Annotated in this window: 25 protein-coding genes; 8 read left to right on the plus strand and 17 right to left on the minus strand. The window is 60.2% G+C overall.

Features of this window, described 5'->3' with window-relative positions; genetic code table 11:
* Positions 1-133 precede the first annotated feature (133 nt).
* The 7 genes from scpB to ARCT_RS0114045 form a co-directional block, all read right to left on the minus strand.
* The gene (gene scpB / locus ARCT_RS0114015; RefSeq protein WP_027240646.1) at positions 134-811 is read right to left on the minus strand and encodes an SMC-Scp complex subunit ScpB; all 678 of its coding nucleotides are present in this window, start codon (positions 809-811) and stop codon (positions 134-136) included.
* Positions 811-1,608 (minus strand): segregation and condensation protein A, encoded by a 798-nt coding sequence (locus tag ARCT_RS0114020; RefSeq protein ID WP_027240647.1) that lies wholly within the window; start codon positions 1,606-1,608, stop codon positions 811-813. The genes scpB and ARCT_RS0114020 overlap by 1 nt, the downstream gene beginning before the upstream one ends.
* Positions 1,601-2,629, minus strand: coding sequence for a beta-N-acetylhexosaminidase (nagZ, locus tag ARCT_RS0114025; protein WP_027240648.1), 1,029 nt, complete (start codon positions 2,627-2,629; stop codon positions 1,601-1,603). Before nagZ ends, ARCT_RS0114020 begins: the two co-directional genes overlap by 8 nt.
* Positions 2,605-4,308 carry an SPOR domain-containing protein gene (locus tag ARCT_RS28675; protein ID WP_084300870.1) on the minus strand — a complete coding sequence of 568 codons (1,704 nt, stop codon included), beginning with the start codon at positions 4,306-4,308 and terminating at the stop codon, positions 2,605-2,607. Before ARCT_RS28675 ends, nagZ begins: the two co-directional genes overlap by 25 nt.
* A 97-nt stretch (positions 4,309-4,405) precedes the next feature.
* Positions 4,406-6,151 (minus strand): arginine--tRNA ligase, encoded by a 1,746-nt coding sequence (gene argS / locus ARCT_RS0114035; RefSeq protein ID WP_027240649.1) that lies wholly within the window; start codon positions 6,149-6,151, stop codon positions 4,406-4,408.
* 157 nt (positions 6,152-6,308) lie between these two features.
* Positions 6,309-6,605, minus strand: coding sequence for a YciI family protein (locus ARCT_RS0114040; RefSeq protein WP_027240650.1), 297 nt, complete (start codon positions 6,603-6,605; stop codon positions 6,309-6,311).
* 131 nt (positions 6,606-6,736) lie between these two features.
* Complete coding sequence (locus tag ARCT_RS0114045) at positions 6,737-7,888, minus strand: deoxyguanosinetriphosphate triphosphohydrolase (RefSeq protein WP_027240651.1); 1,152 nt, start codon at positions 7,886-7,888, stop codon at positions 6,737-6,739.
* A 90-nt stretch (positions 7,889-7,978) separates the two neighbouring features.
* Between ARCT_RS0114045 and ARCT_RS0114050 the strand changes: the two genes are divergently transcribed.
* Positions 7,979-8,302 (plus strand): HesB/IscA family protein, encoded by a 324-nt coding sequence (locus tag ARCT_RS0114050; RefSeq protein ID WP_027240652.1) that lies wholly within the window; start codon positions 7,979-7,981, stop codon positions 8,300-8,302.
* Positions 8,303-8,390: 88 nt separating this feature from the next.
* Here the strand turns inward: ARCT_RS0114050 and ARCT_RS26070 are convergent, their stop codons facing one another.
* The 3 genes from ARCT_RS26070 to ARCT_RS26080 form a co-directional block, all read right to left on the minus strand.
* Positions 8,391-9,404 carry a DMT family transporter gene (locus ARCT_RS26070; RefSeq protein ID WP_036784901.1) on the minus strand — a complete coding sequence of 338 codons (1,014 nt, stop codon included), beginning with the start codon at positions 9,402-9,404 and terminating at the stop codon, positions 8,391-8,393.
* Positions 9,401-10,570 carry a DUF6902 family protein gene (locus ARCT_RS26075; protein ID WP_051360755.1) on the minus strand — a complete coding sequence of 390 codons (1,170 nt, stop codon included), beginning with the start codon at positions 10,568-10,570 and terminating at the stop codon, positions 9,401-9,403. Before ARCT_RS26075 ends, ARCT_RS26070 begins: the two co-directional genes overlap by 4 nt.
* A 108-nt stretch (positions 10,571-10,678) precedes the next feature.
* Entirely contained in the window at positions 10,679-10,966 is a 288-nt protein-coding gene (locus tag ARCT_RS26080; RefSeq protein WP_161631323.1) for a DUF6749 family protein, read from the minus strand.
* A gap of 390 nt (positions 10,967-11,356) precedes the next feature.
* Between ARCT_RS26080 and xth the strand changes: the two genes are divergently transcribed.
* Positions 11,357-12,163 (plus strand): exodeoxyribonuclease III, encoded by an 807-nt coding sequence (gene xth / locus ARCT_RS0114070; RefSeq protein ID WP_027240653.1) that lies wholly within the window; start codon positions 11,357-11,359, stop codon positions 12,161-12,163.
* 325 nt (positions 12,164-12,488) lie between these two features.
* On the opposite strand, the gene ARCT_RS0114075 is transcribed toward xth, so the two are convergent.
* Both ARCT_RS0114075 and dksA read right to left on the minus strand, forming a co-directional pair.
* On the minus strand, positions 12,489-13,664 hold the full coding sequence (locus tag ARCT_RS0114075; RefSeq protein ID WP_027240654.1) for an FAD-dependent monooxygenase: 1,176 nt from the start codon (positions 13,662-13,664) through the stop codon (positions 12,489-12,491).
* Between the two features lie 96 nt (positions 13,665-13,760).
* Positions 13,761-14,183: an RNA polymerase-binding protein DksA gene (dksA, locus tag ARCT_RS0114080; RefSeq protein ID WP_027240655.1), complete on the minus strand. Its 423-nt coding sequence runs from the start codon at positions 14,181-14,183 to the stop codon at positions 13,761-13,763.
* A 186-nt stretch (positions 14,184-14,369) separates the two neighbouring features.
* Between dksA and ARCT_RS0114085 the strand changes: the two genes are divergently transcribed.
* From ARCT_RS0114085 to ARCT_RS0114100, 4 genes are all read left to right on the plus strand, one after another.
* Positions 14,370-15,209: an AAA family ATPase gene (locus tag ARCT_RS0114085; protein ID WP_027240656.1), complete on the plus strand. Its 840-nt coding sequence runs from the start codon at positions 14,370-14,372 to the stop codon at positions 15,207-15,209.
* A 297-nt stretch (positions 15,210-15,506) separates the two neighbouring features.
* Positions 15,507-16,868 carry a DUF2927 domain-containing protein gene (locus ARCT_RS0114090; RefSeq protein WP_027240657.1) on the plus strand — a complete coding sequence of 454 codons (1,362 nt, stop codon included), beginning with the start codon at positions 15,507-15,509 and terminating at the stop codon, positions 16,866-16,868.
* A 52-nt stretch (positions 16,869-16,920) separates the two neighbouring features.
* The gene (locus ARCT_RS28395; protein WP_027240658.1) at positions 16,921-17,088 is read left to right on the plus strand and encodes a hypothetical protein; all 168 of its coding nucleotides are present in this window, start codon (positions 16,921-16,923) and stop codon (positions 17,086-17,088) included.
* A gap of 22 nt (positions 17,089-17,110) precedes the next feature.
* Positions 17,111-18,295: a vWA domain-containing protein gene (locus ARCT_RS0114100; RefSeq protein ID WP_027240659.1), complete on the plus strand. Its 1,185-nt coding sequence runs from the start codon at positions 17,111-17,113 to the stop codon at positions 18,293-18,295.
* Between the two features lie 121 nt (positions 18,296-18,416).
* Here ARCT_RS0114100 and ARCT_RS0114105 read toward each other — a convergent pair whose 3' ends face one another.
* The gene (locus ARCT_RS0114105) at positions 18,417-18,716 is read right to left on the minus strand and encodes a DUF4389 domain-containing protein (protein ID WP_027240660.1); all 300 of its coding nucleotides are present in this window, start codon (positions 18,714-18,716) and stop codon (positions 18,417-18,419) included.
* Positions 18,717-18,759: 43 nt separating this feature from the next.
* Positions 18,760-18,948, minus strand: coding sequence for a hypothetical protein (locus ARCT_RS0114110; RefSeq protein ID WP_027240661.1), 189 nt, complete (start codon positions 18,946-18,948; stop codon positions 18,760-18,762).
* Positions 18,949-18,968: 20 nt separating this feature from the next.
* Here ARCT_RS0114110 and ARCT_RS0114115 point away from each other — a divergent pair, with 20 nt between their 5' ends.
* Both ARCT_RS0114115 and ARCT_RS0114120 read left to right on the plus strand, forming a co-directional pair.
* Positions 18,969-19,655, plus strand: a complete 687-nt coding sequence (locus ARCT_RS0114115; RefSeq protein WP_027240662.1) for a M48 family metallopeptidase — start codon at positions 18,969-18,971, stop codon at positions 19,653-19,655.
* A 91-nt stretch (positions 19,656-19,746) separates the two neighbouring features.
* A complete protein-coding gene (locus tag ARCT_RS0114120; protein ID WP_027240663.1) occupies positions 19,747-20,736 on the plus strand; it encodes an LLM class flavin-dependent oxidoreductase in 990 nt (329 codons plus the stop codon).
* Positions 20,737-20,753: 17 nt separating this feature from the next.
* Here ARCT_RS0114120 and ARCT_RS0114125 read toward each other — a convergent pair whose 3' ends face one another.
* From ARCT_RS0114125 to ARCT_RS0114135, 3 genes are all read right to left on the minus strand, one after another.
* On the minus strand, positions 20,754-21,299 hold the full coding sequence (locus ARCT_RS0114125) for an RSP_2648 family PIN domain-containing protein (protein WP_027240664.1): 546 nt from the start codon (positions 21,297-21,299) through the stop codon (positions 20,754-20,756).
* A gap of 9 nt (positions 21,300-21,308) precedes the next feature.
* Positions 21,309-22,523 (minus strand): RSP_2647 family RNA methyltransferase, encoded by a 1,215-nt coding sequence (locus ARCT_RS0114130; protein ID WP_027240665.1) that lies wholly within the window; start codon positions 22,521-22,523, stop codon positions 21,309-21,311.
* 103 nt (positions 22,524-22,626) lie between these two features.
* Positions 22,627-23,397: a DUF6778 family protein gene (locus ARCT_RS0114135; protein ID WP_240476321.1), complete on the minus strand. Its 771-nt coding sequence runs from the start codon at positions 23,395-23,397 to the stop codon at positions 22,627-22,629.
* Between the last annotated feature and the right edge of the window lie 63 nt (positions 23,398-23,460).

The raw sequence follows: 23,460 nt of genomic DNA on the forward strand, positions 1-23,460 counted from the left end.
TCCCACGGCCAGAAGCGCCAATTTCACCGGGCGCGCCTCATTGGCTGCACATCACCGCCACGATACCTAACAGCAGAATTTGGCAATTCCTTGACCAAGACACCCCACCTGCCACCAAGGCCCAAGGGCTGGGTTACTCGCCAAACAGTTCGGGCTGATCGCCGATCTCTTCGTCGTCCTCACCGCCCTGCCCCAGTTGCAGGCTCCCGGGAGGAGGCCTGTTTTCCAGCAGGCCAGCGGCGCGCAGCTCTTTCAGCCCGGGCAGATCACGGGCGCTTTCCAATCCAAAATGGTCCAGAAACACTGGTGTCACCACAAAGGTCACAGGTCGCCCTGGCGTCATCCGCCGCCGCCCTATGCGAATCCATTCCATTTCCAACAGCTGATCCACCGTGCCGCGCGAGACAGAGACCCCCCGAATTTCCTCGATCTCGGCCCGGGTCACCGGCTGGTGATAGGCAATGATCGCCAGGGTCTCGATTGCAGCGCGACTCAGCTTGCGGGTTTCAACAATCTCTTTTTGCATCAAAAAGCCAAGGTCAGGCGCGGTGCGTATGGCCCAGGCCTCGCCGACCTGAACCACCCGGACCCCACGCCCTTCGTAGCGTTTGCGCAGATGTTCCAGGGCCGTCGCCGGATTGCAGCCATGCGGCATCCGCCCTTCCAGATCGCGCAGGGTTACCGGCGTGGCACTGGCAAAGAGCACGGCCTCTACCATGCGCTCCTGCTCTGCAATGGGCGGGGCATCAAACAGGCTGTCGCTGTCACTTTGCGGGTCATTCGCGGAGGCGGCGCTATGGGGGGGGTGCATCAGCTATCCTCGTCCAGGCTGCGCAGTTGAATAGGCGCAAAATTCTCGTTCTGACGGATTTCAAGCCGCCCTTCCTTGACCAGCTGCAAAGAGGCCGCAAAGGTCGCCGCCGTGGCCGAGCGCCGCTTCACCGGGTCCTTGTGCCAGCCATCCGGCAGATAGCTGAGCATATCCGTCCAACTGCCTGTAAAGCCAATCAAAGCCCGCATCCTCTCGAGCGCCTCTTCCATGGTGTAAACGCTGTCGCGGTCCATTACAAAGGGGCGGAAATCATCCTTGGTGCGGATCCGGGCATAGCCCTGCATCAGGTCCAAAAGATTGGCAGAATAGGTTACGGTCCTGATCCGTTCGACATCTTCGTTTTGCCCCCGCACAAAAAAGTCGCGCCCCATCTGGTCGCGCCCCATCAGACGGGCGGCAGCATCGCGCATTGCCTGCAACCGTTCCAGCTGAAAGGCCAGATGGGCGGCAAGCTCCGCCCCGGATGGCCCGTCTTCGCTGGGATCAGGGGGCAGCAGAAGGCGTGATTTCAAATAGGCCAGCCAGGCCGCCATCACCAGGTAATCCGCTGCCAGCTCGATGCGCAGCTCCTTGGCGTGTTCCACAAATGTCAGATACTGTCGGGCCAGTTCCAGCACCGAGATCCGGCGCAGATCAACCTTTTGCGTCCGCGAGAGAGACAGCAACAGATCGAGCGGCCCTTCAAAGCCGTCGACATCAATAATCAGTGCCTCCGCTGCCAGCCGCTCTTCGACGGACTGCGCGGTGACTTCATGAAACAGGTTTTTTTCAGACATAGACCTTTCCGCCCATCAAGGCGGTAAGTTCGGCTTCAGCTGCCGCAGTGTCAAGTGGACTGGGGGGCTGGCGCCGCGCCAAAGCCACCTCAGCCCGGGCCAGCCCTGCCGCATCCATTGGCCCTGCGGCCTCTGCAACTGCGCGGCGCTCCGCAAGCGAGGCATTACAATACAGCACCAGATCGCAGCCCGCCTCGCGGGCCGCCGCTGCATTTTTCGCAGGGGTTCCGGCCAATGCCTTCATCGAGATATCATCGGTCATGATCAGACCGCCAAAGCCGATCTCACTGCGGATCATTGTCATGACACTTTTTGAAATGGTGGCCGGTTGCCCATCCAGCGCCCCATAGACCAGATGCGCCGTCATGCCGATTGGCAGGTCGTTCAACTGCGCAAAGACAGCAAAATCCTGCGCCCGCAGCGTTTCCAGAGGAGCCGACACAAACGGCAGGTCCTTGTGGCTATCCACGGTTGCGCGACCATGGCCCGGAATATGTTTCAACACGGGCAGCACGCCGCCATCCAGATGTGCCTGTGCCGTCACCCGTGCCAGCGCGACGACCTGTTCAAGGCTGTCGCCATAGCAGCGGTTTTTCAAAAACTCATGGGTGTTTGGCGTCACCAGATCGCCAACCGGTGCGCAGTTGCTATCGATGCCAAGATCAAACAACTCCTGCGCAATCAGGCGATAGCGCAGATACATGGCGCGCTCGGCCTCTGCGCCAGCCTGTATCACATGGTCCAGCGGCGCCATCCAATCCCGCGCCAGCGGGCTGCGCAGGCGCTGCACCCGGCCACCCTCCTGGTCGATGGTGATCAGACAGTCGCGACCTACGGCCTCGCGCAGTTCACAGCACAGTGCCCGCGTTTGATCGGCGCTTTTGATATTGCGGGCAAAGAGAATAAAGCCAAAAGGATCCGCTGCGCGGAAAAACGCCTTTTCCTCAGCACTCAGAACCAGCCCTTCGGCATCAAGAATGGTAGCGCCGCAGGCCGTCACCGTGTTGTCACCGGGATGCAATCCGCCTTACCGGCGACCAAAGTGGAGCAGAACCGGCGGGCATCGGACAGCCCGTCAAAACCCATGGCGCGCAACCGGTAGAAGGTCCGCCCGCCACTTTCGGCCCGCTGGATTACCCGGGTTTTACCCTCCAGGTAGTCTTCAAAGCGGTGATAGATCCGATCCCATTCCGCACGGGCCACTTCGGCGCTTTCATAGGCGCCCAGTTGTGCCAGGCGCGTTCCAGCCGGAAGACTGTTGGGGTCAACTTCGAGGGTCGCTCGACCAGCGCCGGGGGACACCTGTGCAACTGCAGGGCTGAACCGTGCCGGACGCAGAGTTGGACGCAGCGAGATCTTGACACCGGGCGCATTGAGCAGCGCAGAAGAGGGTCTAACGGCAGCGCCGATAGCAGCGATTTCAACAGGTTGCAACGGTTCTGGCTGCACGATCACCGGAGCCACCGAAGGCTGCTCCTGTGAATTATCTTCAGTATCTTCAAGGCGGGCAACCCCATCGGTGAGTTCCGCCACCAAAGCGTCGATATCGCCGTTCTGGTATGCGGTCACCGAGGCCTCAGAGATCTGCGGCACGGCTGTTTGGCTGCCTTGGTTGATCACCTGTGGTGGCACGTCTGCTTCTGGCGTTGTGAGGCGCGACATGGGCTGATCGTCCTGTGACAGTTCGATGGGTTGCGGCGCCAGGGTCAAGCGCTCGGCTGGCGCTTCGGCGGTGCCATTGGCGGCAACCGAGTTCACCGCCAGCCCCTGATGATCCGCCTGGCTCCCACCAGGATTTTCAGGCTGCGCCCGCATTGGTCCTTCGACCGCGCGCACAACAGGAACGCCACTGACGTCGCGCATGACCAGCTGATAGCCCCAGACGCCCAGGCCGATCACCAGCGCCAGAGACGCGGTGGCTCCCAGCAGGCCGGTGGCACGCGCCAGACCAGACGCCATCCCCGGCGTCGCATAGCTGCTGTCGTCGTCATAGCCGTAGTCTGTGTCTTCGTCTTGCGTCTCATAGCCATAGCTCTGCGCCGCAGCGCCGCCATAGGTGCTATCGGCGGTGCCTTGCAGGGCGGCAAAATCTTGCCCGACATGCCCAGCTCCGGCAGGAACCTCAGTTACCTCAGGCGCGGCGGCGTAGCTCTGCGTGCGAAAGCTCTGGGTGGAATAGTCCTGCGCGCCAATCCCCGGAACGCTATAATCTTCGCTCACGTAGTCCTGCAGCTTTGGCTGTTGCAGCGGTGCCGCTGCGGGCGGAGCAACAGCAAAGGCAATTGGCGCCGCGGCGGCGGCCTCAGTCTCTGATGGGCGCGGCTGGTAATTGGCGTAGAGATCAGGGCCTTCCGCCGGAAAAGGACTCACACTGCGGGACGCGCGTGGCGAAACGGGCTGTTGGCTGACCTGATGTTGCGTGGCGTGGTGCTGCGTGGCGTGATGTTGACTGGCCTGCGCCTGGGGCGCGTAATGGCTCCCCTGCGCCTGCCCCGCCGGAACGCTGCGTGCGGTCACATGCGGGTTCACAGTGATCTTGGGGCCAGAAGTGTTGGGGCCAGAGGTATTGGTGCCAGAGGTATTGGTGCCAGAGGTATTGGTGCCAGTGCCGCCATGCCCAAAGCGATCAGAAGCCCCCTCATTGCGGGAACCGTTATGGGAATAGGGCTGATCAGAGCCCGCCTGCGCAAAATACGCCATAATCCGCCTTACTGCCCTTTAGAGTCAGGCGAGATATCTCTCACCTGACTGCTGTGGGTCTCTTGAACTGCCTCAGTCCGACGGTTGTGTGCGGTTTTTACCGCATCTCCTGCGCCGGTTTCACCCCTAGAATACCAAGACCGGCGGAAATAACAATGGAAACGCTGCGCGCCAGCGCCAAATTGGCATGTGTTGCTGTTTCGCTGCTCTCGTTAACAAAACGTAAACCATGCTCAGTTTTGCCAAGGTGGTAGAGACCATGCAGCTCGGACGCGAGATCGTAGAGGTAAAAGGCCACCCGATGCGGCTCGTTTGTGCGGGCGGCAATTTCAATCTGGCGCGGCCATTCCGCTAGTTTCTTGATCACAGCCAGCTGCGACGGGTGCGACACCTGGGCCAGATCTGCGGCAGCAAGTACGGCATCATTGGTGGCGATCCCTGCCTCCTCTGCCTTGCGCAGGGTCGAGCAGATCCGCGCGTTGGCATATTGCACGTAGAAGATCGGATTGTCCTTGGATTGCTCCAGCGCCTTATCCAGATCAAAATCAAAACCCTGATCATTTTTGCGGGTGAGCAGCATAAAGCGGGTGACATCAGGGCCAACCGCGTCAACCACATCGCGCAGGGTGACAAAGGTCCCTGCCCGTTTTGACATCTTGAATTCCTGGCCGTCCTTGAACAGCTTCACCAGCTGACACAGCTTGATATCCAGTGGCACCTTGCCATCGGAGAGGGCCGATACAGCCGCCTTCATCCGCTTGACATAGCCGCCGTGATCGGCGCCCAGAACGTCGATCAGCTCATCAAAGCCACGGCTGACCTTGTCGTAGTGATAGGCAATATCCGGGGCAAAATAGGTCCAGGCACCATCGGATTTTTTCACGGCCCGATCCACATCGTCGCCATGGTCTGTGGATTTGAACAGGGTTTGCTCGCGCGGCTCCCAATCGTCTGGCTTTTTGCCTTTTGGTGGCTCCAGCACGCCCTGATAGATCAGACCCTTGCTCTCAAGCTCTGCCAGAGCGGCCTCGATCTTGCCGGTGCCGTACAGGGATTTTTCCGAATAAAACACATCCATCTTGATGCCCAGCATAGCCAGATCTTCGCGGATCAGCGCCATCATCGCATCGGTGGAGAATTCCCGCACATCCGCCAGCCAGACGTCCTCGGGCTGGCCAACATAGGCATCACCAACCTTGTCCTTGAGCGCCTGGCCAACTGGCACCAGATAGTCGCCAGGGTAGGTCCCATCTGCAAAGGCGATCTCCTGACCGTGGGCCTCCAGGTAGCGCAGATAGACCGAGCGCGCCAGCACATCGACCTGGCCACCGCCATCGTTGATGTAATATTCTCGGGTGACGTCATAGCCCGCATAGCCCAGCAACGAGGCAAGCGCGTCCCCAAAGACCGCGCCACGGGTATGGCCCACATGCAAAGGTCCGGTGGGGTTGGCCGATACATATTCGACGTTAACCCTTTTCCCCAGCCCCAGATTGGCACGGCCATAGTCCGTCCCGGCGTCCAGAACCGCCCCCAGCACGCTTTGCCAAACAACGGGTGCCAGCCGCAGGTTCAAAAATCCAGGCCCCGCCACCTCTGCCGAGGAGATGCGCCTGTCCTCTGCCAGTTTGGCTGCCAGCGCATCCGCGATATCGCGGGGCTTCAGCTTGGCGGGTTTGGCCAGCACCATGGCGGCATTGGTGGCCATATCCCCATGGGCCGCATCACGCGGTGGCTCAACCGCGACATTTTCAAAGTCGAGCCCCTCGGGCAGTGCGCCCTCAGCAGTCATGGCGGTGAGGCTGTCGATGACAAGCGCGCGGATATCGGAAAAAAGGTTCATCTCTGGCGTCCCATTGGTTCGACTTTGCGGCTTATCATGCCTAGCTCAATGGTCAACCATTCTGTGGCGCAAGACCAGCCCACAGGCGCTGCAACAGGGCACAATAGACGCATCTTTGTCCAAAGTCCTGCGCCCTGCGCTCAAAGCGGAGCTGCCATCAAAGCGCCGCCTGGCCCACAGAGGCATCGCCCCAGGCGCGGATTTTATAGCGCCGTAAAGAGGCGACATAATAGGGATCAGACAGGATCAGGCGTTCCACATCCGCCCGCGTTTCCGCCTGCACCGTCCAGATGGCGCCGGGAAAATCCTGCATCGGCTGCATGGCCAGCGGTCCGCCAATTTGCAGCTCAGCCCGACCGCGCACAAAAGCGATATGGGCAATACGGCGGGATTTATCCCCCCGGATACGTGACATGTCAGGGGCATCCTGAAAGGTAACTGTCCATTGTTTCATAGCGCGGCCCCGGTCTTGGCTTTGTGATCTCGCTATAAAAAAGCTCTGTCAGCGCGGGATCATAGGGCCAGATTTTGCCACCGTTACAGCCAGCGCCCATTGCCCCGTCTCCCCTGGGCCCGCTGCGGCTGCTATGCCAGCTTGCCCTCGCGGCTCAGCTGCTCGTGCAGTTGCAGCGCAAACCGGTCTGTCATGCCCGCGATATAATCCGAGATGATCCGCGCCAGTGTGGTCTGATCCAAAGCCGCGGCAATCTCATCATGCCAGCGCTCTGGCATTTGCAACGGATTGGCCAGAAAATAAGGAAACAGCGCCGCGACAACTGCTGCCATGCGAACGCGCACCTCCATCACTGAGGGCGCGCGGTACATACGACGGAACAAAAAAGCGCGGATCTCTTTCAGATCCCGCCACAGCTCTGGTGAAAAGGCCACCACCGGGCGCCCCAGCGCCCGCACCTCCTCGACGCTTTGGACCCCGCTGTCGCGCAAATTTTTGCGTGAGGTATCAATAACATCCCCGACCATGACACCAAAAACCCGGCGCAAGGCCTCGTGACGTCGGCGCAGGGCATCCAACCCGGAGTATTTCTGATCGACCTCTTGATAAGCGGCGCCAATGATCGGCAGATGGGCAATGTCCTCATCCGTAAACAGCCCGGCGCGCAGCCCGTCGTGCAGGTCGTGGTTGTTATAGGCGATATCATCCGACAGGGCCGCCACCTGCGCCTCGGCGCTGGCGTGGGTATGCAGTTCCAGATCCATAGCCGCGTTGCATTCCGCCAGCGCCCAGGGAAGTTCTCCGACCACCGGCCCATTGTGTTTTGCAATGGCTTCAAGGGTTTCCCAGGTGAGGTTCAACCCGTCAAATTCAGCGTAGTGACGCTCCAGACAGGTGACAATGCGGATCGCCTGGGCGTTGTGATCAAAGCCGCCATAGGGCTGCATCAGCGCATGCAGCGCATCTTCGCCAGTATGTCCAAAGGGCGTGTGACCCAGATCATGGGCCAGCGCCACTGCCTCGGTCAGTTCCTGATTGAGCCCCAGCGCCGCAGCAATTGTGCGCCCGACCTGGCCGACCTCAATCGAATGGGTGAGCCGGGTGCGATAATTATCCCCTTCGTGTTCAACAAAGACCTGAGTTTTATGTTTCAACCGGCGGAAGGCGCTGGCATGGATGATCCGATCCCGGTCGCGCTGATAGGGTGAGCGAAAACTGCTTTCCTCTTCAGAGATCAGTCTGCCCCGGCTTTGGTCCGGTTTGGTGGCATAAGAGGCATGCATGACTAATCTTTCTCCCGTGAAATCTTGTCGTCTTGGTCGCACCTTTCTATATAATGTAATGCGCTGCAATACAGCACCGGGAGAGACCACATGAACCTGCCACCAAAAGTGACCGATCGGGCCTTTGCCCGGCTGACCGAGATTGGCGCTGCAAGCCAGGGCCAGGCGCTGCGTATTGCGGTCGAAGGCGGCGGCTGCTCCGGCTTCCAGTATGAGATCGGCCTTGATGCCCCTGGCGAAGATGATCTGGTGCTTGAAGGTCAGGGCGAAAAAGTCGTGGTTGATACCGTATCGCTTCCCTTTTTGGAAAACGCCGTGATTGACTTCACCGAAGAGCTGATCGGCGCGCGGTTCACCATTGAGAACCCCAATGCCTCGTCCAGCTGCGGCTGCGGCACCTCGTTTTCGATGTAACAGCGACCGCGCAGGCCTGCCACCGGCAGCCGCGCGCCATCTGGCTGCCGCCTGTTCAGATCGGGGGATTGGACGACAAGACGCGTCTTTAGGCGAGCAACCGCTGCCTGGCTCGTGGTTTCACCACCTGCCCCCGCAGCAGGAACAGGCCGGACCCAATCACGATAAAGCCGCCGATCCAGGTGCCTTGGCTCGGCATTTCGCCAAAGACCCATGCGCCGATTGTCAGCATCCAGACAAATTGCAAATTCATCAAAGGTGTCACCACATAGGCCGGCAGCAGGCGCAGGGCCGCCACCGCCAGCCACCGGGCGGCAAAAAGCAACCCGGCATATGCCAAGGCCCAGGCCAGATCCGCCAGTGGCATCGGCTGCCAAACAACTGGCAATAGCGGAACCATTGCAAGGCAGAGTAGCAGATTGGGATAAAAGACCTGCGGCAGCAGGTTCGTATCATGGCGACTGATATAGCGCGCCATGACCATAGAAAATGTCCCCCAGGTCGCCCCCACAAGCGCCAGGACGTGCCCCCCCGAGATAGATGAGACACCGCTGGGAAACAAAAACAGCACGCCAACAAATCCCATCCCCAGGGCAATCCAGGCGCCAAAACTGATCCGCTCTTTCAGGATCAGCCCGGACATAACCCCTGCCAGCAGCGGCATCAGACCAATAAACAGAAAAACCTGCGCAAAAGGCAGCAGGCGAAACGCATAGAAAAAGCAAATAGCCCCCAGCAGGGCCGCCAGACTTCGCAGCCCCATGGCACGCGGGCAAGCCGTTCGCCAGGGCAGGTATTTGGCAAAGACCCCAGAGGGTGGCTTCTGCCCCCCCGGCCCCGTCCTTTGCCCCCCCGGTCCTGTCCTTTGCCCCAAGGGCTGATGAATTGACAGCTGGGGTAAGGCGCGCTTGTCCTCTCGCGACATGCACAGCCAGTTGACCAGTATCGACAGGACGGCAACCATGCCTCCCGCGAGCACATAGATCTGGGCCGCCTCATAGCCCCCTGACAAGAGTTTGATGATCCCATCCGCAGACGAGATAAGTCCCGTGTACGCCACGATCATCAGCCCCCCCAGAACTGGCGTTGAAAGCCCCCTCATCCGTTGTTTACCCGCGCAATTGGCCCCTCCGTCGTGCCGCTGCGGGCAAAGGCCTCAAAAAAGGTCTCAAAGCCGACAGAGCTGCGCTCTGCCGCACAGAGCAGTTCGTAGGCGCTTTCACTCAAGCCTGCAGAAATCAAGGGGCGCAAGGCCTGCCAGTCTCCTGCTCGGCTTCCGGCCTGAAACACGGCCTGCGACAGGTGATGCAAGACCCCCTGTTCGGCAGGGCGTTGGAAGCGCAGGGCTGCTGACGGAATTCTGTCGTAAAAACAGGACCCCGCGTATAGGGCCTGATGCCAGCTGCTCACCAGGAACATGTGATAGTCGTCCCGGTGCAGCGGCGGTGCAGCCGCCCTGCCCGCCTCCATCAAGGTAAATCCTTGATGGTGCCGCGCCAGCCAGTCCTCCCAGATTGCCGAGGGCGTTTCGCCACAATAGCGCAGCGAAATGCAGATCTCGGACAGAAGGTCGGCATCCTGGTCCAGAAAGGCGAGCAGCCCGACATGGGTGAGACTTTGGACTGCTGCCGGTGACAGCCCCGGTGGCCGGCGTCCATAGTCGCTCAGATAGAATACAATATGTGTGAGCTCATAGGCGGCCTTGCGATTGGGCACCGCAAACTGGGCGCTCTCATCGACAAAGGCATGCAGCCTCTCGTCCAGTCCTGGAAAATCCGCAACCAGCCCGCGGCGCGCCAACAGCCGACGGGCCTCAGCGCGTTGCAGGTCGGACAACTCATGGCTTGGCAGATCCTGCTCTATCACCCACTGCGCCAGGGCTTCGCCCTTCCCTGCCGAGTCAGCTGAACCTGAGCCAACACCTGAGCGAACAAGGCCAAGATCTTCCAGGTCCATACAGATGGACAAAACAAACCGGTAGTACTGTCGGAAAAAACAAAGATGGCGGTCCGCACCAGCATAAAAGGCGCGCAGCGGAGCAAGGGCCGCAGGGGCAATCCCGTCCAGATCACGCCCCCCAGCCGCCACACCTGCCCCAGAGGCCTCTTGGGTGCATTCAAGGACATTCAGCAGTTCAGCGTTTTCTTTCAACCAATAGACATCTTCCTGGGCGTGGCGATGACAGGATACCGCCTCTATCAGGTGCGACAGGGTGTCGACACGGCGCAGCGGCCAGTTGCTTTTGGGAAACCTCAGTATCTGCGCCATTGTCGCGTCTTCCTATTCCTCGCCTCATCCAGGCCTGGGCGCCCCGCAGGCAACCCGATACTGGCACTGGCGCGCCAACCAACTCGGGGCGCGCCATGTTTTTATCCCTTAGCTGCCCGACGAGAACAGCCCAGACAGATCACCACGCACCACAGTTGCCCCTGCTGTAGGCGCAGACCCGGAGGAGAAAAGCTCCACCAATGCGCCAGAGCCCTGATCGCCCCGCGCCTGAGGTGCAGAGCCAGAAGAGAACAGAGCCGTGTTCTCGCCACTCCAGCAGGTGCTCATTTCTGGTGCGGAGCCGGAGGAGAAAAGCTCCGCCCCGTCGCCGCAGAACAGGCTGCAGCCTTTGGAATTCGACTCAACCTTAGCCTGATCTGAAGAAAAAGTCGCCATGTGAGTTTTGTGCAAAGCAGTCATTAGAACCTCCGTTTGAAGTGAGTAATCACCCCCAAACGCTTGCACGGCATTTCCTGTCTGAAAATAGATTAATTCAATTTTAAGTTGCCAGAAAAAGGATACCCACGTTAACTTTTAACTAGATTTAACTGTTCCTTTTCAACTAAGTAATTCAATCCCCAGGTGAGTAGATGATTTATCCACACCTCTGTAGACGCAAGGCTATCGCCACCCGCGTGGATTGCGCCCCGCAACTGTGCAAAACGCGTCGCGCAACGCGGGGAAACGCCACAGACTGATTCGCCCTTTCCGGCGCCTCTTGCTCCAGCCTCTCTATTGGGCGATAGAACAGCCAAAGCATCCAAACCCCCACGGCAGGAGACGCAAATGAAGATCGCCAGTTTCAATATCAACGGCATCAAGGCCCGCGCCGCCGCTCTGCCGCAGTGGCTGGATGAGGCCAAACCTGATGTTGTCCTGTTGCAGGAGATCAAATCCATCGACGAGGCCTTCCCCCGTGAACTGTTTGAAGATCGCGGCTATGCTGTGGAAACGCACGGGCAGAAAGGGTTCAACGGGGTCGCAATCCTGTCAAAGCTGCCACTGGAGGACGTCAGCCGGGGCCTGCCTGGCGATGACACCGACCTGCAGGCCCGCTGGATCGAAGCAACCGTTGTTGGCAAACAGGCCCTGCGCATCTGCGGCCTCTACCTGCCAAATGGCAATCCGGTTGAACTCACCTCCGAGGGTAGCCCCGTGCCGGGCGGGAAATACGCCTACAAGCTGGCCTGGATGGAGCGACTGCAGGCCCGCGCCCGCGCTCTGCTGGACAGCGAAATGCCAGCGCTGATGGCGGGGGATTACAACATCATCCCTCAGGCCGAAGACGCCAAGCGCCCCGAGGCCTGGCGGGAGGATGCATTACATCGCCCCGAAAGCCGCGCCGCCTACCAGCGAATCGTCAACCTGGGCTTCACCGAGGCCTTCCGGGCGCGCCATCAGGGGCCAGGGCATTATACCTTCTGGGATTACCAGGCCGGGGCCTGGAACCGGGACGACGGTATTCGCATTGACCATTTCCTGCTGAGCCCACAGGCGGCAGATCTGTTGCAGGACTGCCAGATCGACAAAGAAATCCGCGGTCGCGAAAAACCCTCCGACCATGTGCCGATCTGGGTAGAACTGGACCTTTAAGGTAAGGCCCCCACAATCCCCGCTTCCGCTGCGGGGGTTAAGTGACAGATCTGGATCATAGTGCGCCGCGCGGCAGCGCGGCGCCGGGCCCAACGGGAAGCCGGGCCGCGTGTCGGCCCAACTCCGGGCGGGAGCCCCCCCTTTTTTGATCCCACCTGTCTGAGGATCCACCAGCCCCTGTTTAAGATCTCCCCTTCGGCATTTCCTGTCGGGGATTTCCTGTCAGGCAGGTTCACTCTGGCCGGTTTTCTTTGGTCCGTTTTCTCTGGCCGGTTCACTCTGGTTGGCTTACTCTGGTTGGCTCATTCGGGCAATCCAGCCAGCGTTAGCCCTGTTGGGTCACATCGTGACGGTAGATCCAGTCAAACTGGGCCACCATTTTCTGGGGCGCAAAACGGCCTCCCAGTTTCAAGATCTGATGCGCAGGCCAGCTCAGCGGAGCACGTAGATGATACTTCCAGGCGTTGCGACTGGCAGCCTCTACCACCCTGGCTGCCCGGTCCCGCCGGTGGGTCTGATAGGATGCAAGCGCGGCGGGGATATCCCCGGGCTGGGCTTGCAGTGCTGCGCCAAGCACCCAGGCATCTTCCAGGGCCAGATTGCCGCCCTGTGCCATAAAGGGCAGGGTTGGATGGGCTGCGTCTCCAAGCAAGGCAACCGCCCCGCGGTGCCAATGGGGGGCCACAGGATGGCGAAACAACCCCCAGAGCGCGCAGTCCTGAACCTGTGACAACAATTGATGGGCTTCGCCGCCAAATCCCGCAAAGGCGCGGCGCATGTTTTCCGGATCATCCGGCAGATGCCAGCCTTCGTCTGCCCAGGCGCGGCGTTCCTGTGCCGCCACCAGATTGAGCAGCGAGCCATCGCGTAAGGGGTAGGCCACCAGATGGCGGCCCGGCCCCATAAAGACCTGGGCCTCGGCGGGCAGTTTGCTGTGATTGGGCACGATCGCCCGCCAGGCCACCTGCCCGGTGAAAAACGGCTGGCTCGCCTCATTCAGCGCCCGCCGGGCCTGTGAATGCAGCCCATCTGCGCCGATCACCAGATCTCCGCCACACTGGGCGCCATTGGCAAGATGCACCACGGGCTTTGGCCCGCAGTCGACCCGCTCCACCTTTTGCAACAACCGCACCTGCACCCCGGCCTCGCGGGCTGCATCGGCCAGAATTCTGATCAGGTCCGCACGATGGACAAAATAGTAGCGCAGATCGGCGGCATATTGATCCAGGTCCAGCCGCAGCACCTCGCCGCCGTCGCGATGTCCGCGCAGCACCACGGCCTTGGCACGCTGCGAAGACCAGGCCAGCGCATCGTTCAGCTCCAGCGCAGTCAGAACCGCCATGCCATTGGGCGTGATCTGCAAGCCCGCCCCAACTTCCGAGACGGCCCCGGATTGCTCCAACACAGTGACCTGCGCCCCTTTGCGCTGCAAAACCAAAGCCGCCGCCAGGCCGCCGATGCCTGCGCCGATGATGGTAACGTTGAGATGTCTCAGTGTCATTGCTGCCTGCTGTATTTCGCTCATGCATTGTCCATAAACGAAAATCGCCGGAGCAACAGGCCCCGGCGTGATGGTTTTTTTGCATTCTCTCAGAAATCAATCGTCACGATGGACTTTCTCGCGGCGTTCGTGACGTTCCTGCGCTTCAAGGCTCATCGTGGCATTGGGACGCGCATCCAGACGTTTCAGAGAAATTGGCTCTCCGGTCACTTCGCAGTAACCATATTCGCCCTCATCAATCCGGCGGATCGCCGCGTCAATTTTGGAAACCAGCTTGCGCTGGCGATCTCTGGTCCGCAGCTCCAATGCCCGGTCCGTTTCTTCGCTGGCCCGGTCTGCAACATCAGGAATATTGCGGGTGTTGTCTTGCAACCCTTCGATGGTATCGCGGCTTTCTGCGAGCAGATCCTGCTTCCAGTTCAGAAGTTTACGACGGAAATACTCAAGCTGCCGATCATTCATGAAAGGCTCATCTTCGGCCGGACGGTAATCTTCCGGCAGAAACATCTCTTGTTTCATTTCGGCTCCTTCGGTCTCGCCCATTCTGTAGGTCTCTTCAATCTTCGCCATACATCCTGGCTCCCCATGCCGCTGCGTTTATCCCCTGACAAGCCGATTGTCACTACACAATAGTAAACAGACCGGGTTAAAACCTTCCTAAATGCGCCAGATCGCGAGAAAGCAAGCAGGGGATGTATATAAATTATGCAGTTTCAAGGCACTAAAGACTACGTCGCCACCGACGACCTGAAAATAGCAGTCAATGCAGCCGTCACACTGGAGCGCCCGCTACTGGTCAAGGGCGAACCCGGCACCGGCAAGACTGAATTGGCCCGTCAGGTGGCTGAGTCCCTAGGGCTGAAGATGATCGAGTGGAACGTCAAATCCACCACCCGCGCCCAGCAGGGGCTGTATGAATATGACGCGGTCAGCCGGTTGCGCGACAGCCAGCTTGGTGAAGAGCGCGTGCATGACGTCAAAAACTACATCAAAAAAGGGAAGCTCTGGGAAGCCTTTGAAGCGGATGAAAAGGTCGTGTTGTTGATTGATGAGATCGACAAGGCAGATATCGAGTTTCCAAACGATCTGCTGCAGGAGCTCGATAAGATGGAGTTTCACGTCTACGAGACCGGCGAAACAATCCGCGCGGTCAATCGCCCGATCATGATCATCACCTCCAACAACGAAAAAGAGCTGCCCGACGCCTTTTTGCGCCGCTGCTTCTTCCACTACATCCAGTTCCCCGACGCCGCGACCATGAAAAAAATCGTCGCGGTGCATCATCCGGATATCAAGGAGTCGCTGCTGACAGCTGCGCTGACACAGTTCTACGAGATTCGCGACACCGCCGGTCTGAAGAAAAAGCCTTCGACCTCAGAGGTGCTGGACTGGTTGAAGCTGCTTTTGGCCGAAGACCTGAGCCCAGAAGATCTGGCCCGCAACGGGGCCGATGCGCTGCCCAAACTGCATGGTGCTCTGCTCAAGAACGAACAGGATGTGCATTTGTTTGAACGCCTGGCCTTTATGGCACGCGGTCGCAAGTAAGGACGCTGTGATCCTCAAAACAGGGTGCGGGATGTCTTGCCCCTGTTTTGGGATCATGTCTGGGCTGAGACACAACCGACAAGTTCCTCTCAGCCGCCTCTGTCTCTTCAAATTTGCGCCCCATTACCTTATTACCTTGGCACGGATCTATTGACTGGGTGCCGTATCGCGCCGATTTTTTTGTGACGCATGCTGGAGCTCCGAGTGATTCCCCAAAGATTTCAATTTGGTCCCTTTGCCACCTCCAAGCGCCCTCATGGTCTGGCCCGGCCTGATGCGCTGGCAGGACCTCGGGCTCTGGCGCGGCTGGTATTGCCGCTTGGCCTGGCAGCCCTTGTCTCGGCCTGCACGCTTCCGGCAGCGCAAAAGACGCCCAGCCGCGCCGCTTTGGCCAGCAGCAGCCTGCCTGCCGCCAAGGCCTTTTCCGCGCCGCGCCCGCTCCCCCCGCAGCGCTCCAACCGGGATATCGCCCGCGATTTTCTGGATCTTCACTTCCAGCTCGAAGGCGGCACCACTTTGCCGGTCTTCACCCGGTTTGAGCGCCCCATCCGCCTGCGGGTTGTCGGCAATCCCAGCGCCGGGTTTCAAAGAGACCTCAACCAACTGTTGCACCGCTTCAAGCAAGAGGCCGGGATTGATATCCAGCGGGTAAACAGCGGCCCGGTTGAGATCACGGTTCAGGCTGTCTCCAGCCGCGCAATCCACCGCGCCCTCCCCAAAGCCGCCTGTTTTGTCGTGCCAAATGTTGATTCACTGGCCGAGCTGCGCCGCAAACGGCGCAGCCCCGACACCGACTGGTCGCGCCTGCGCAGCCGTGAACGTCTGGCGGTTTTTGTGCCCAATGACATCAGCCCACAGGAATCCCGCGATTGCCTGCACGAGGAGCTGGCCCAGGCCATTGGTCCCCTCAATGATCTCTATCGCCTCTCGGATTCCGTCTTTAACGACGACAATGTTCACACCGTGCTTACCGGGTTTGACATGTTGGTGTTGCGCGCCACCTATGCGCCAGAGCTGCACACCGGCATGAGCCGCAATGAGGTCGCCGCCATTTTGCCGGGGCTTTTGTCGCGTCTGAACCCTGCAGGCAATGGCATTGCCTCTCGGGCTCTGCCGACCACACCGCGCAGCTGGATCAACGCGATAGAAACGGCGCTTGGCCCCGGCAGCTCCTTCAGCAGCCGCAAACGGGCCGCAAACCAGGCCGTTGTGCTGGCGCGGGATCTGGGCTGGTCCGATCACCGCCGCGCCTATAGCCTCTATGTTCTGGGGCGCATGATCCAGGCAAACGAGCCGGAGCTGGCACAGCGCCATTTTCAAACCGCGCTTGATTTCCTGAACCAGACCCCGGGCAGCGATCTGCATCAAGCGGTTATCCGCCCGCGCATGGCAGCCTATCAGATTGCCCGCGGCGAAGGCGAAGCGGCCCTGCAGCAGATCAACCCGGCGCTGCCCGTCGCCAGCCGCTATGAGAACGCCGCCCTGTTGGCGACATCCCTGCTGATCAAGGCCGAAGCCCTGGATCTCCTGGGCCAATTTGCCACTGCAAACACGGTCAGGCTGGACAGCCTTGGATGGGCGCGGTACGGGTTTGGCCCGGATTGGGCGGTGCAAGCCAAGATCCGCGAAGTCGCGGAACTGCGCCCCTCGACCAACTGAGACAGCTACACACATCGGCGCAAACTGCTGCGCAAAAACAGGCGGAAAAAACATGATCGTAATTGGCGCAGTCCTGCTGGGCATTCTGTCGGGCCTCTACACCGCACGAAAACGTGGCGGCAATACTGCCGATTTGCTGCAATATGCCGCTGTCTATGCCATCGCCTTTGGTATTGTGGGGGTCATTGCCACCATCGTGATCCATCGCATGCTGGCCTAAACCGTCGCGAAAGGCCTCCTTCATGTTTCAGCCCTTTTTTGAGAATCTGCGCAAGGCGGCAATCCCGGTGTCTTTGCGCGAATACCTCACCTTTCTGGAGGGGATGAAAAAGGGTCTTGTGACCTATGACATCGAAGCCTTCTACTTTCTGGCCCGCTCGGCCATGGTCAAGGATGAGCGCAATATCGACAAATTCGACCGAGCCTTTTCAGCCACCTTCAAAGGTCTGGAATCGATCCCAAATTCGGCGGTGATGGATGCGGTAGACATTCCCGAAGACTGGCTGCGCAAGATGGCTGAAAAGCACATGAGCGCGGAAGAAAAGGCCGAGATTGAGGCCATGGGTGGCTTTGAAAAGCTGATGGAAACCCTGAAACAGCGGCTGGAAGAACAAAAAGGCCGCCATCAGGGGGGCAGCAAATGGGTTGGCACCGCCGGCACCTCGCCCTTTGGCGCCTATGGCTACAACCCCGAAGGCGTCCGCATCGGCCAGAAAGAAAGCCGCCATCAGCGCGCGGTCAAGGTCTGGGACAAGCGCGAGTTCAAGAACCTCGACGGGGATGTTGAACTTGGCACCCGCAATATCAAAGTGGCCCTGAAGCGCCTGCGCCGCTGGGTCCGCGAGGGCTCCCATGAAGAGCTGGATCTGGACAATACCATCCGCGCCACCGCAGAGCATGGCTATCTGGACGTCAAAACCCGCCCCGAACGCCATAACGCGGTAAAGGTTCTGCTTTTCCTCGATGTTGGTGGCTCGATGGATCCGCACATCAAGGTGGTGGAAGAGCTGTTTTCAGCCGCCCGCAGTGAATTCAAACATCTGGAATATTTCTACTTTCACAACTGCCTCTATGAAGGTGTCTGGCGCGATAACCGCCGTCGCTGGGAGGCGCAGATGCCCACCCATGAGGTGTTGCGCACCTACGGACCTGATTACAAATGTATCTTTGTCGGCGATGCCTCGATGTCGCCCTATGAGATCGCCTATCCCGGTGGTGCCAGCGAACACTGGAACCAAGAGGCCGGCCAGGTCTGGCTCCAGCGCGCGCGCGACCAGTGGAAATCCCATCTCTGGATCAACCCGGTGCCGCAAACACACTGGGACTATACCCATTCCATCGGCATGATCCGCGAGATATTTGAAGACCACATGGTGCCAATGACCCTGGATGGCCTGGAACGCGGCATGAAAGAGCTGACCAAATAGGCCAGCCCCCCAGTTCTGCCGACGTGATCCCCCGCCGTAACAGAGCGCGGTAGCCAATTTGGCCGCCAGCTCAGATCGGGCAGTCCGGGTCAGTCAGTCCGGGTCAGTCAGTCCAAATCGGTCAGTCCAAATCGGTCCAGGGCCAGGGCTTCACATTGCTCGCCACCATCTGATAGCGCGCTGCCTTGGCGATCCAGATTCCCAGATCGGTACCAAAATCGGCCAGCCGCTCGTTTGGCTCTTTGGTGACGGCAAGTACAATGAACTGCAGCACCGTCGCAGTGGCAAGCACCGTCTGGGCCACCGAAATCATCACTGCGATCAGGATCATATAAAACAACCGTGCCAGCAGGCCTTCCTGCTCCTCCGGTTCAAACTGTTCGCCATGCAAACGGCCATCGATATCATCTGGATCAGGCACCGGCACCCTCTTGGTTTTGGATTATTCCTACGCCTACCCTTCCCTACCCAAGGCCAGTCTGCAACCGTGAAAACCGCAGCGAGGCTGCGCAATCGGTGCCATGCCCCGCACCGCGCCCGCCATTTGCCCCCCAGGCAGAGGAACCAGTGCCGAGGAAAACGCCAAGCGCCAGGATGGTTTTCACGGCGACCGAAGCGCACAGGATGCCGCTGCTCTCTTGTCCTGCGCGCATTTTCTGCCCATATCTGGCCTATGTTGCGTTTTACTCCCATCCTGCTGGCTGTGATCTATGGCCTTGTCATGTACCGGATTTCGGTCTGGCGGACCCACCGCGAGCTGGACGCCCGTTCAACCGAGCTGGCCGATGCAAAACTGCGCCGCCTGACGGATCGCATGGCAGCAGCGCTGGAGATTGATCGCATTCCGGTGTTCATCTATGAGGTTGATCCCGTCAACGGGCTGGCGGCACCGGATGGCCGGATCTTCATCACCCGTGGGTTCTACCGCAAATACCAAAGCGGCGAGGTCACAGATGCCGAGCTTGCCTCGGTCATCGCCCATGAGCTGGGCCATGTGGCGCTGGGGCATGCGCAGAAACGTGTGATTGATTTCTCTGGTCAAAACGCCCTGCGCACCGCGCTGATGATGATCCTGGGGCGCTATATTCCCATTGTCGGCCCCTGGATTGCCGGGCTGCTGGCCAATCTGCTTGCGGCACGCCTGTCGCGCAGCGACGAATATGAGGCCGATGAATATGCCGCCGCCTTGCTGACCAAATCCGGCATCGGGCTGGAGCCGCAAAAGTCCCTGTTTCGCAAACTCGAAGCACTGACCCAGGCGCGGGCAGGCATGGCCCCGGCCTGGTTGATGTCACATCCCAAAACCCAAGAGCGCATTGCCGCTCTGGAACGGCTGGAAGCCGACTGGCAACGCGTCTGACATCACGTCATTTTCCCGCCGCCCCTTGCCATTTCAGCGCAGAGCGCCCAAATCAAAAGTTCCCGTGACTGGAAGCCTGATTGGACCCCTCATGCGCTATTCTCTTCTTGACCTTGCTCCGGTGCCCGAGGGCAGCGAAATCCCACAGTCGTTCCAAAACAGCACCGATCTGGCCCGCCAGGCCGAGGCCTGGGGCTATCACCGTTACTGGCTGGCGGAGCATCACAATATGCCCGGCATCGCCAGTGCCGCCACCGCAGTGCTGATTGGCCATATCGCCAGCCAGACCAAATCCATTCGGGTGGGTGCGGGCGGTATCATGCTGCCCAATCACGCGCCCTATATGGTGGCCGAGGCCTTTGGCACCCTTGCGGCGCTTTATGGCGACCGTATCGACCTAGGCCTGGGGCGCGCGCCCGGCACTGACATGCAGACCGCCCGCGCCCTGCGGCGCGGTATGGCCTCAGGTGCTGCTGATACCTTTCCGCAGGATGTGATTGAACTCATGGGTTTTCTTGGCCACCTGGACCCGCAGGCCAAGGTCCGCGCCTTCCCCGGCCAAGGCAGCAATGTGCCGGTCTGGATCCTTGGCTCCAGCCTATACGGCGCGCAGCTGGCGGCACAGCTGGGCCTGCCATATGCTTTTGCCTCGCATTTTGCACCGCAAGCGCTGGACCAGGCGCTTGAGGTGTATCGCCGGGCCTTTCGCCCCTCGACCTATCTGGAAAAACCCCATGCGATGATCGCCGTCAATGTCTTTGGCGCCGATACCGATGCCGAAGGCATCCGCCTGCGCACCACCATGCAACAGGCCTTTGCCCGTTTGCGTCTGGGCCAGCCCGGCAAACTGCCGCGCCCGGTGGAGAACATCGCCGACCACCTGCCACCTGCGGTGCTCGCCGGGGTGAACGAGGCGCTGACGGTTTCCGCCACCGGCAGCCCTGAGACGGTCAAACGTGAATTGTCTGAAATCCTGACACGCCATGACCCCGATGAGGTGATCATCACCGGGCAGATCCATGATCATGACGCCCGGCTGCGCTCGTTTGAGATCGCCGCTGAGGCGCTCAAAGCCCTGTAGGCCCAGCAGGCCAAAGCCTAGCCCGTTGCCAGCGCTTTGGCCAATCGCGGCAGGCGGGCCTTTTTCAGGAGCGGGCGGATCTCCCAGCCGCCGCCCGACAGGCGGTTGGCCTCGGCCAGGACCTGAGCCCCCAGCGCCTCCATCCCAGCATGATCTTTGAGCCAGAGATCATAAAGCAACTGATCAGGGCCAATCCGCTCCAGCCCTTCCTCTGCCAGGGTGTGGCGGGGGAAGTCCTTGTTGTTGACGGTGACGATGGCATCCGCGTGGCCGGTGATGGCGGCGGCGAGCACATGCACATCCGCCGCATCCGGCAGCCAGAGCCGCGCCTCAACCCCCGGTGCCGGGGCCACCACGGCCTGCGGCCAGGTGGCTTTGAGCAGCGCCACTTCGGCGCGGGCCTGCGCCGCGCCCTCGGGCCCCAGTTTCACTGCGGCCCGGCTCCACTCTTCCAGGATACGCGCCGACCAGAGCGGCGTGAACGCGCCTCGGGCAGCCGCCCCGATCAGCATTTCCCGCATCACCGTGGGGTACAGCACACAGGTATCCAGCAAAAGCTTCATCGCCCCGGCTCAGTCCAGCCGGAAGAAGACGGATTTCAGATAGCCGCTTTCAGCCAGCTGCGGCAATTGCGGATGGTCCGCGCCTGCATAGCCGGTGTGGATCAACTGTCCACGACGGCCCGCCCGGCCAATACCGCGCGCCGAAGCATTGCGGAACCGCGCCAGGTCGGCGGCGTGGGAACAAGAGCAAAGCCCCAGATAGCCACCGGGTTTCACCAGTGGCGCCGCCAGCTTTGCAATCCGCTCATAGGCGCGCAGACCAGCCTCTAGCGCCTGTTTGGAGGGGGCAAAAGCCGGCGGATCACAGACCACCACGTCAAAGCTGCACCCCTCCTCAGCCAGGGCTGCCAATTGATCAAAGGCATCGCCCTGACGGGCGGTGAAACTATCGCCAAAACCAGAGGCCGCAGCCCCCTGCCCGGCCAGATCCAGCGCCGCAGCAGAGCCATCAACGCAGGTAACTGATCCAGCACCTGCAGCGCGCATCGCCAGACCAAAGCCACCAACATGGGAAAACACATCCAGCACATCACCGCCCGCAGGCACCAGCCGGGCGGCAAAGGCGTGATTCTCGCGCTGATCATAAAACAGACCGGTTTTCTGCCCGCCTGTCAGATCCGCCATATAGGTGGCACCGTTCATCTGTACCGGCACCGGCGCGGTGGGCGCGGCCCCCAGCAAAGTGAGGCTCTCGTCGTTCAGCCCCTCCAGCCCGCGGGTCCGCCCAGAGGCGTTTTTCAAAATGACCGTACATCCTGTGACCTCGGCCAGCGCCGCAGTCAGCGGTTCAATAAGAGCCTCGGCCCAGGCGGCATTGGGCTGCACGACGCAGGCCTCCCCAAAGCGGTCGATCACCACACCAGGCAAGCCGTCGGCCTCGGCATGGACCAGGCGATAGAACGGCGCGTCATACAGCTGCTGGCGCAGGGCAAAGGCCTGCGCAATCCGCGCCTGGAACCAGGCCTGATCAATCACCGCCTGCGGGTCGCGGTCCAGCATCCGGCAGATGATCTTGCTGGTTGGGTTGACCGCAACGGTCCCCATTGGCGTCTGCGCCTCATCCAGCAACACGGCCAGGCTGCCGGGCTCCATCTTGCGGGTGCGCCGATCAGTAACCAGCTCGTTGGAATAAACCCAGGGAAAGCCGTGGCGCAGGGCGCGGGCATTTGCTTTGGGCAGGAGTTTTACACGGGGGCGCTCTGGCGCGGGGGATGTGGCTGTCATGAGGCTCTCATAGACCCATCGCGCCAACAGGGAAAGGGGCCTGCACATTCGTGCGGCCCCAAAAGGTATTGAACGACAGTTGAGCCGACCTAGGGTCCTGACCCTAGAGTTTATTCAGCGCCTGAATAAGACCACCACGGCGCGGGGTGCGGCTGCCAGGAGAGAGGATTTCTTGCTGGATCACTTTTGCCAGAAACCCGGTAATCCGCACCTTCTGAGTTTGCCCTTCGGCGATGGCAACCAGCGCACGGCGGCCGCCATAGGCTGTCAGATCCGCCTCAACCTCGCGCACTTCGGTCAGCGCTTCGCCGGTCTGCGCATCGCGCAGCACCATGATGAAAGCAATCGAGTGCACCCCACCAGTGGTATAGCGCGCCTTTTGGGTCAGGGCGTGGAACCGCAAGACTTCGACGTCCAGCTCAGCCTGCACGGGTCCGGACAGCGGCCGCACTCCGGCCTCCAGCGCATTTTTCACAATCTCCTGCACCTGCATATGGCGGTTGCCCAATGGATCTTCGCGCCAGACAATATCGCCCTGCGGAATGTAGCGATTAGCCTCTGAGACTTTCAAGGTAGGGGGCACCCGCACATTGACCTTGGTTATGGTCATATCTGAGCCTGCAACGCTTCCCAGCGGCCTGCGGGCCGGGTCGCTGTACTCTGCGCCGCCCAGGGCATCGACGGCAATGACAGGGGTAATTGACTGCGGCTGCAGATTCAGATCCGCCCCCTCAATCGGCTGATACCCCTGCGCCACCGCCCCGTAGTTTTCTGGCAAGGTCTCGAATGGGGCATTGCGGGAGGGAATATCCACCGTAGCACAGGCGGACAGGCTACAGCCCAGTGCGGTGAGGAAAAGTCTGCGAAGGGTCATCATTGCTCTGCTCCTTGCCAATTGCCGGCAACACCCGGCTTGCTGGTTCAAAGCCAACCTGAT

This window comes from Pseudophaeobacter arcticus DSM 23566 (assembly GCF_000473205.1).
Classification (GTDB): domain Bacteria; phylum Pseudomonadota; class Alphaproteobacteria; order Rhodobacterales; family Rhodobacteraceae; genus Pseudophaeobacter; species Pseudophaeobacter arcticus.

Coding starts and splice junctions, on each gene's coding strand:
- ARCT_RS0114050 (WP_027240652.1), top strand. CDS start 7,979: ATGAACCTGCCACCAAAAGTGACCGATCGGGCCTTTGCCCGGCTGACC.
- ARCT_RS0114115 (WP_027240662.1), top strand. CDS start 18,969: ATGTTGCGTTTTACTCCCATCCTGCTGGCTGTGATCTATGGCCTTGTC.
- ARCT_RS0114085 (WP_027240656.1), top strand. CDS start 14,370: ATGCAGTTTCAAGGCACTAAAGACTACGTCGCCACCGACGACCTGAAA.
- ARCT_RS28395 (WP_027240658.1), top strand. CDS start 16,921: ATGATCGTAATTGGCGCAGTCCTGCTGGGCATTCTGTCGGGCCTCTAC.
- ARCT_RS0114020 (WP_027240647.1), bottom strand. CDS start 1,608: ATGTCTGAAAAAAACCTGTTTCATGAAGTCACCGCGCAGTCCGTCGAA.
- ARCT_RS28675 (WP_084300870.1), bottom strand. CDS start 4,308: ATGGCGTATTTTGCGCAGGCGGGCTCTGATCAGCCCTATTCCCATAAC.
- ARCT_RS26070 (WP_036784901.1), bottom strand. CDS start 9,404: ATGAGGGGGCTTTCAACGCCAGTTCTGGGGGGGCTGATGATCGTGGCG.
- ARCT_RS0114120 (WP_027240663.1), top strand. CDS start 19,747: ATGCGCTATTCTCTTCTTGACCTTGCTCCGGTGCCCGAGGGCAGCGAA.
- scpB (WP_027240646.1), bottom strand. CDS start 811: ATGCACCCCCCCCATAGCGCCGCCTCCGCGAATGACCCGCAAAGTGAC.
- ARCT_RS0114130 (WP_027240665.1), bottom strand. CDS start 22,523: ATGACAGCCACATCCCCCGCGCCAGAGCGCCCCCGTGTAAAACTCCTG.
- ARCT_RS0114040 (WP_027240650.1), bottom strand. CDS start 6,605: ATGAAACAATGGACAGTTACCTTTCAGGATGCCCCTGACATGTCACGT.
- ARCT_RS0114125 (WP_027240664.1), bottom strand. CDS start 21,299: ATGAAGCTTTTGCTGGATACCTGTGTGCTGTACCCCACGGTGATGCGG.
- ARCT_RS0114075 (WP_027240654.1), bottom strand. CDS start 13,664: ATGACACTGAGACATCTCAACGTTACCATCATCGGCGCAGGCATCGGC.
- ARCT_RS0114100 (WP_027240659.1), top strand. CDS start 17,111: ATGTTTCAGCCCTTTTTTGAGAATCTGCGCAAGGCGGCAATCCCGGTG.
- xth (WP_027240653.1), top strand. CDS start 11,357: ATGAAGATCGCCAGTTTCAATATCAACGGCATCAAGGCCCGCGCCGCC.
- ARCT_RS0114135 (WP_240476321.1), bottom strand. CDS start 23,397: ATGACCCTTCGCAGACTTTTCCTCACCGCACTGGGCTGTAGCCTGTCC.
- dksA (WP_027240655.1), bottom strand. CDS start 14,183: ATGAAACAAGAGATGTTTCTGCCGGAAGATTACCGTCCGGCCGAAGAT.
- ARCT_RS26075 (WP_051360755.1), bottom strand. CDS start 10,570: ATGGCGCAGATACTGAGGTTTCCCAAAAGCAACTGGCCGCTGCGCCGT.
- ARCT_RS0114110 (WP_027240661.1), bottom strand. CDS start 18,948: ATGCGCGCAGGACAAGAGAGCAGCGGCATCCTGTGCGCTTCGGTCGCC.
- ARCT_RS26080 (WP_161631323.1), bottom strand. CDS start 10,966: ATGGCGACTTTTTCTTCAGATCAGGCTAAGGTTGAGTCGAATTCCAAA.
- argS (WP_027240649.1), bottom strand. CDS start 6,151: ATGAACCTTTTTTCCGATATCCGCGCGCTTGTCATCGACAGCCTCACC.
- ARCT_RS0114045 (WP_027240651.1), bottom strand. CDS start 7,888: ATGCATGCCTCTTATGCCACCAAACCGGACCAAAGCCGGGGCAGACTG.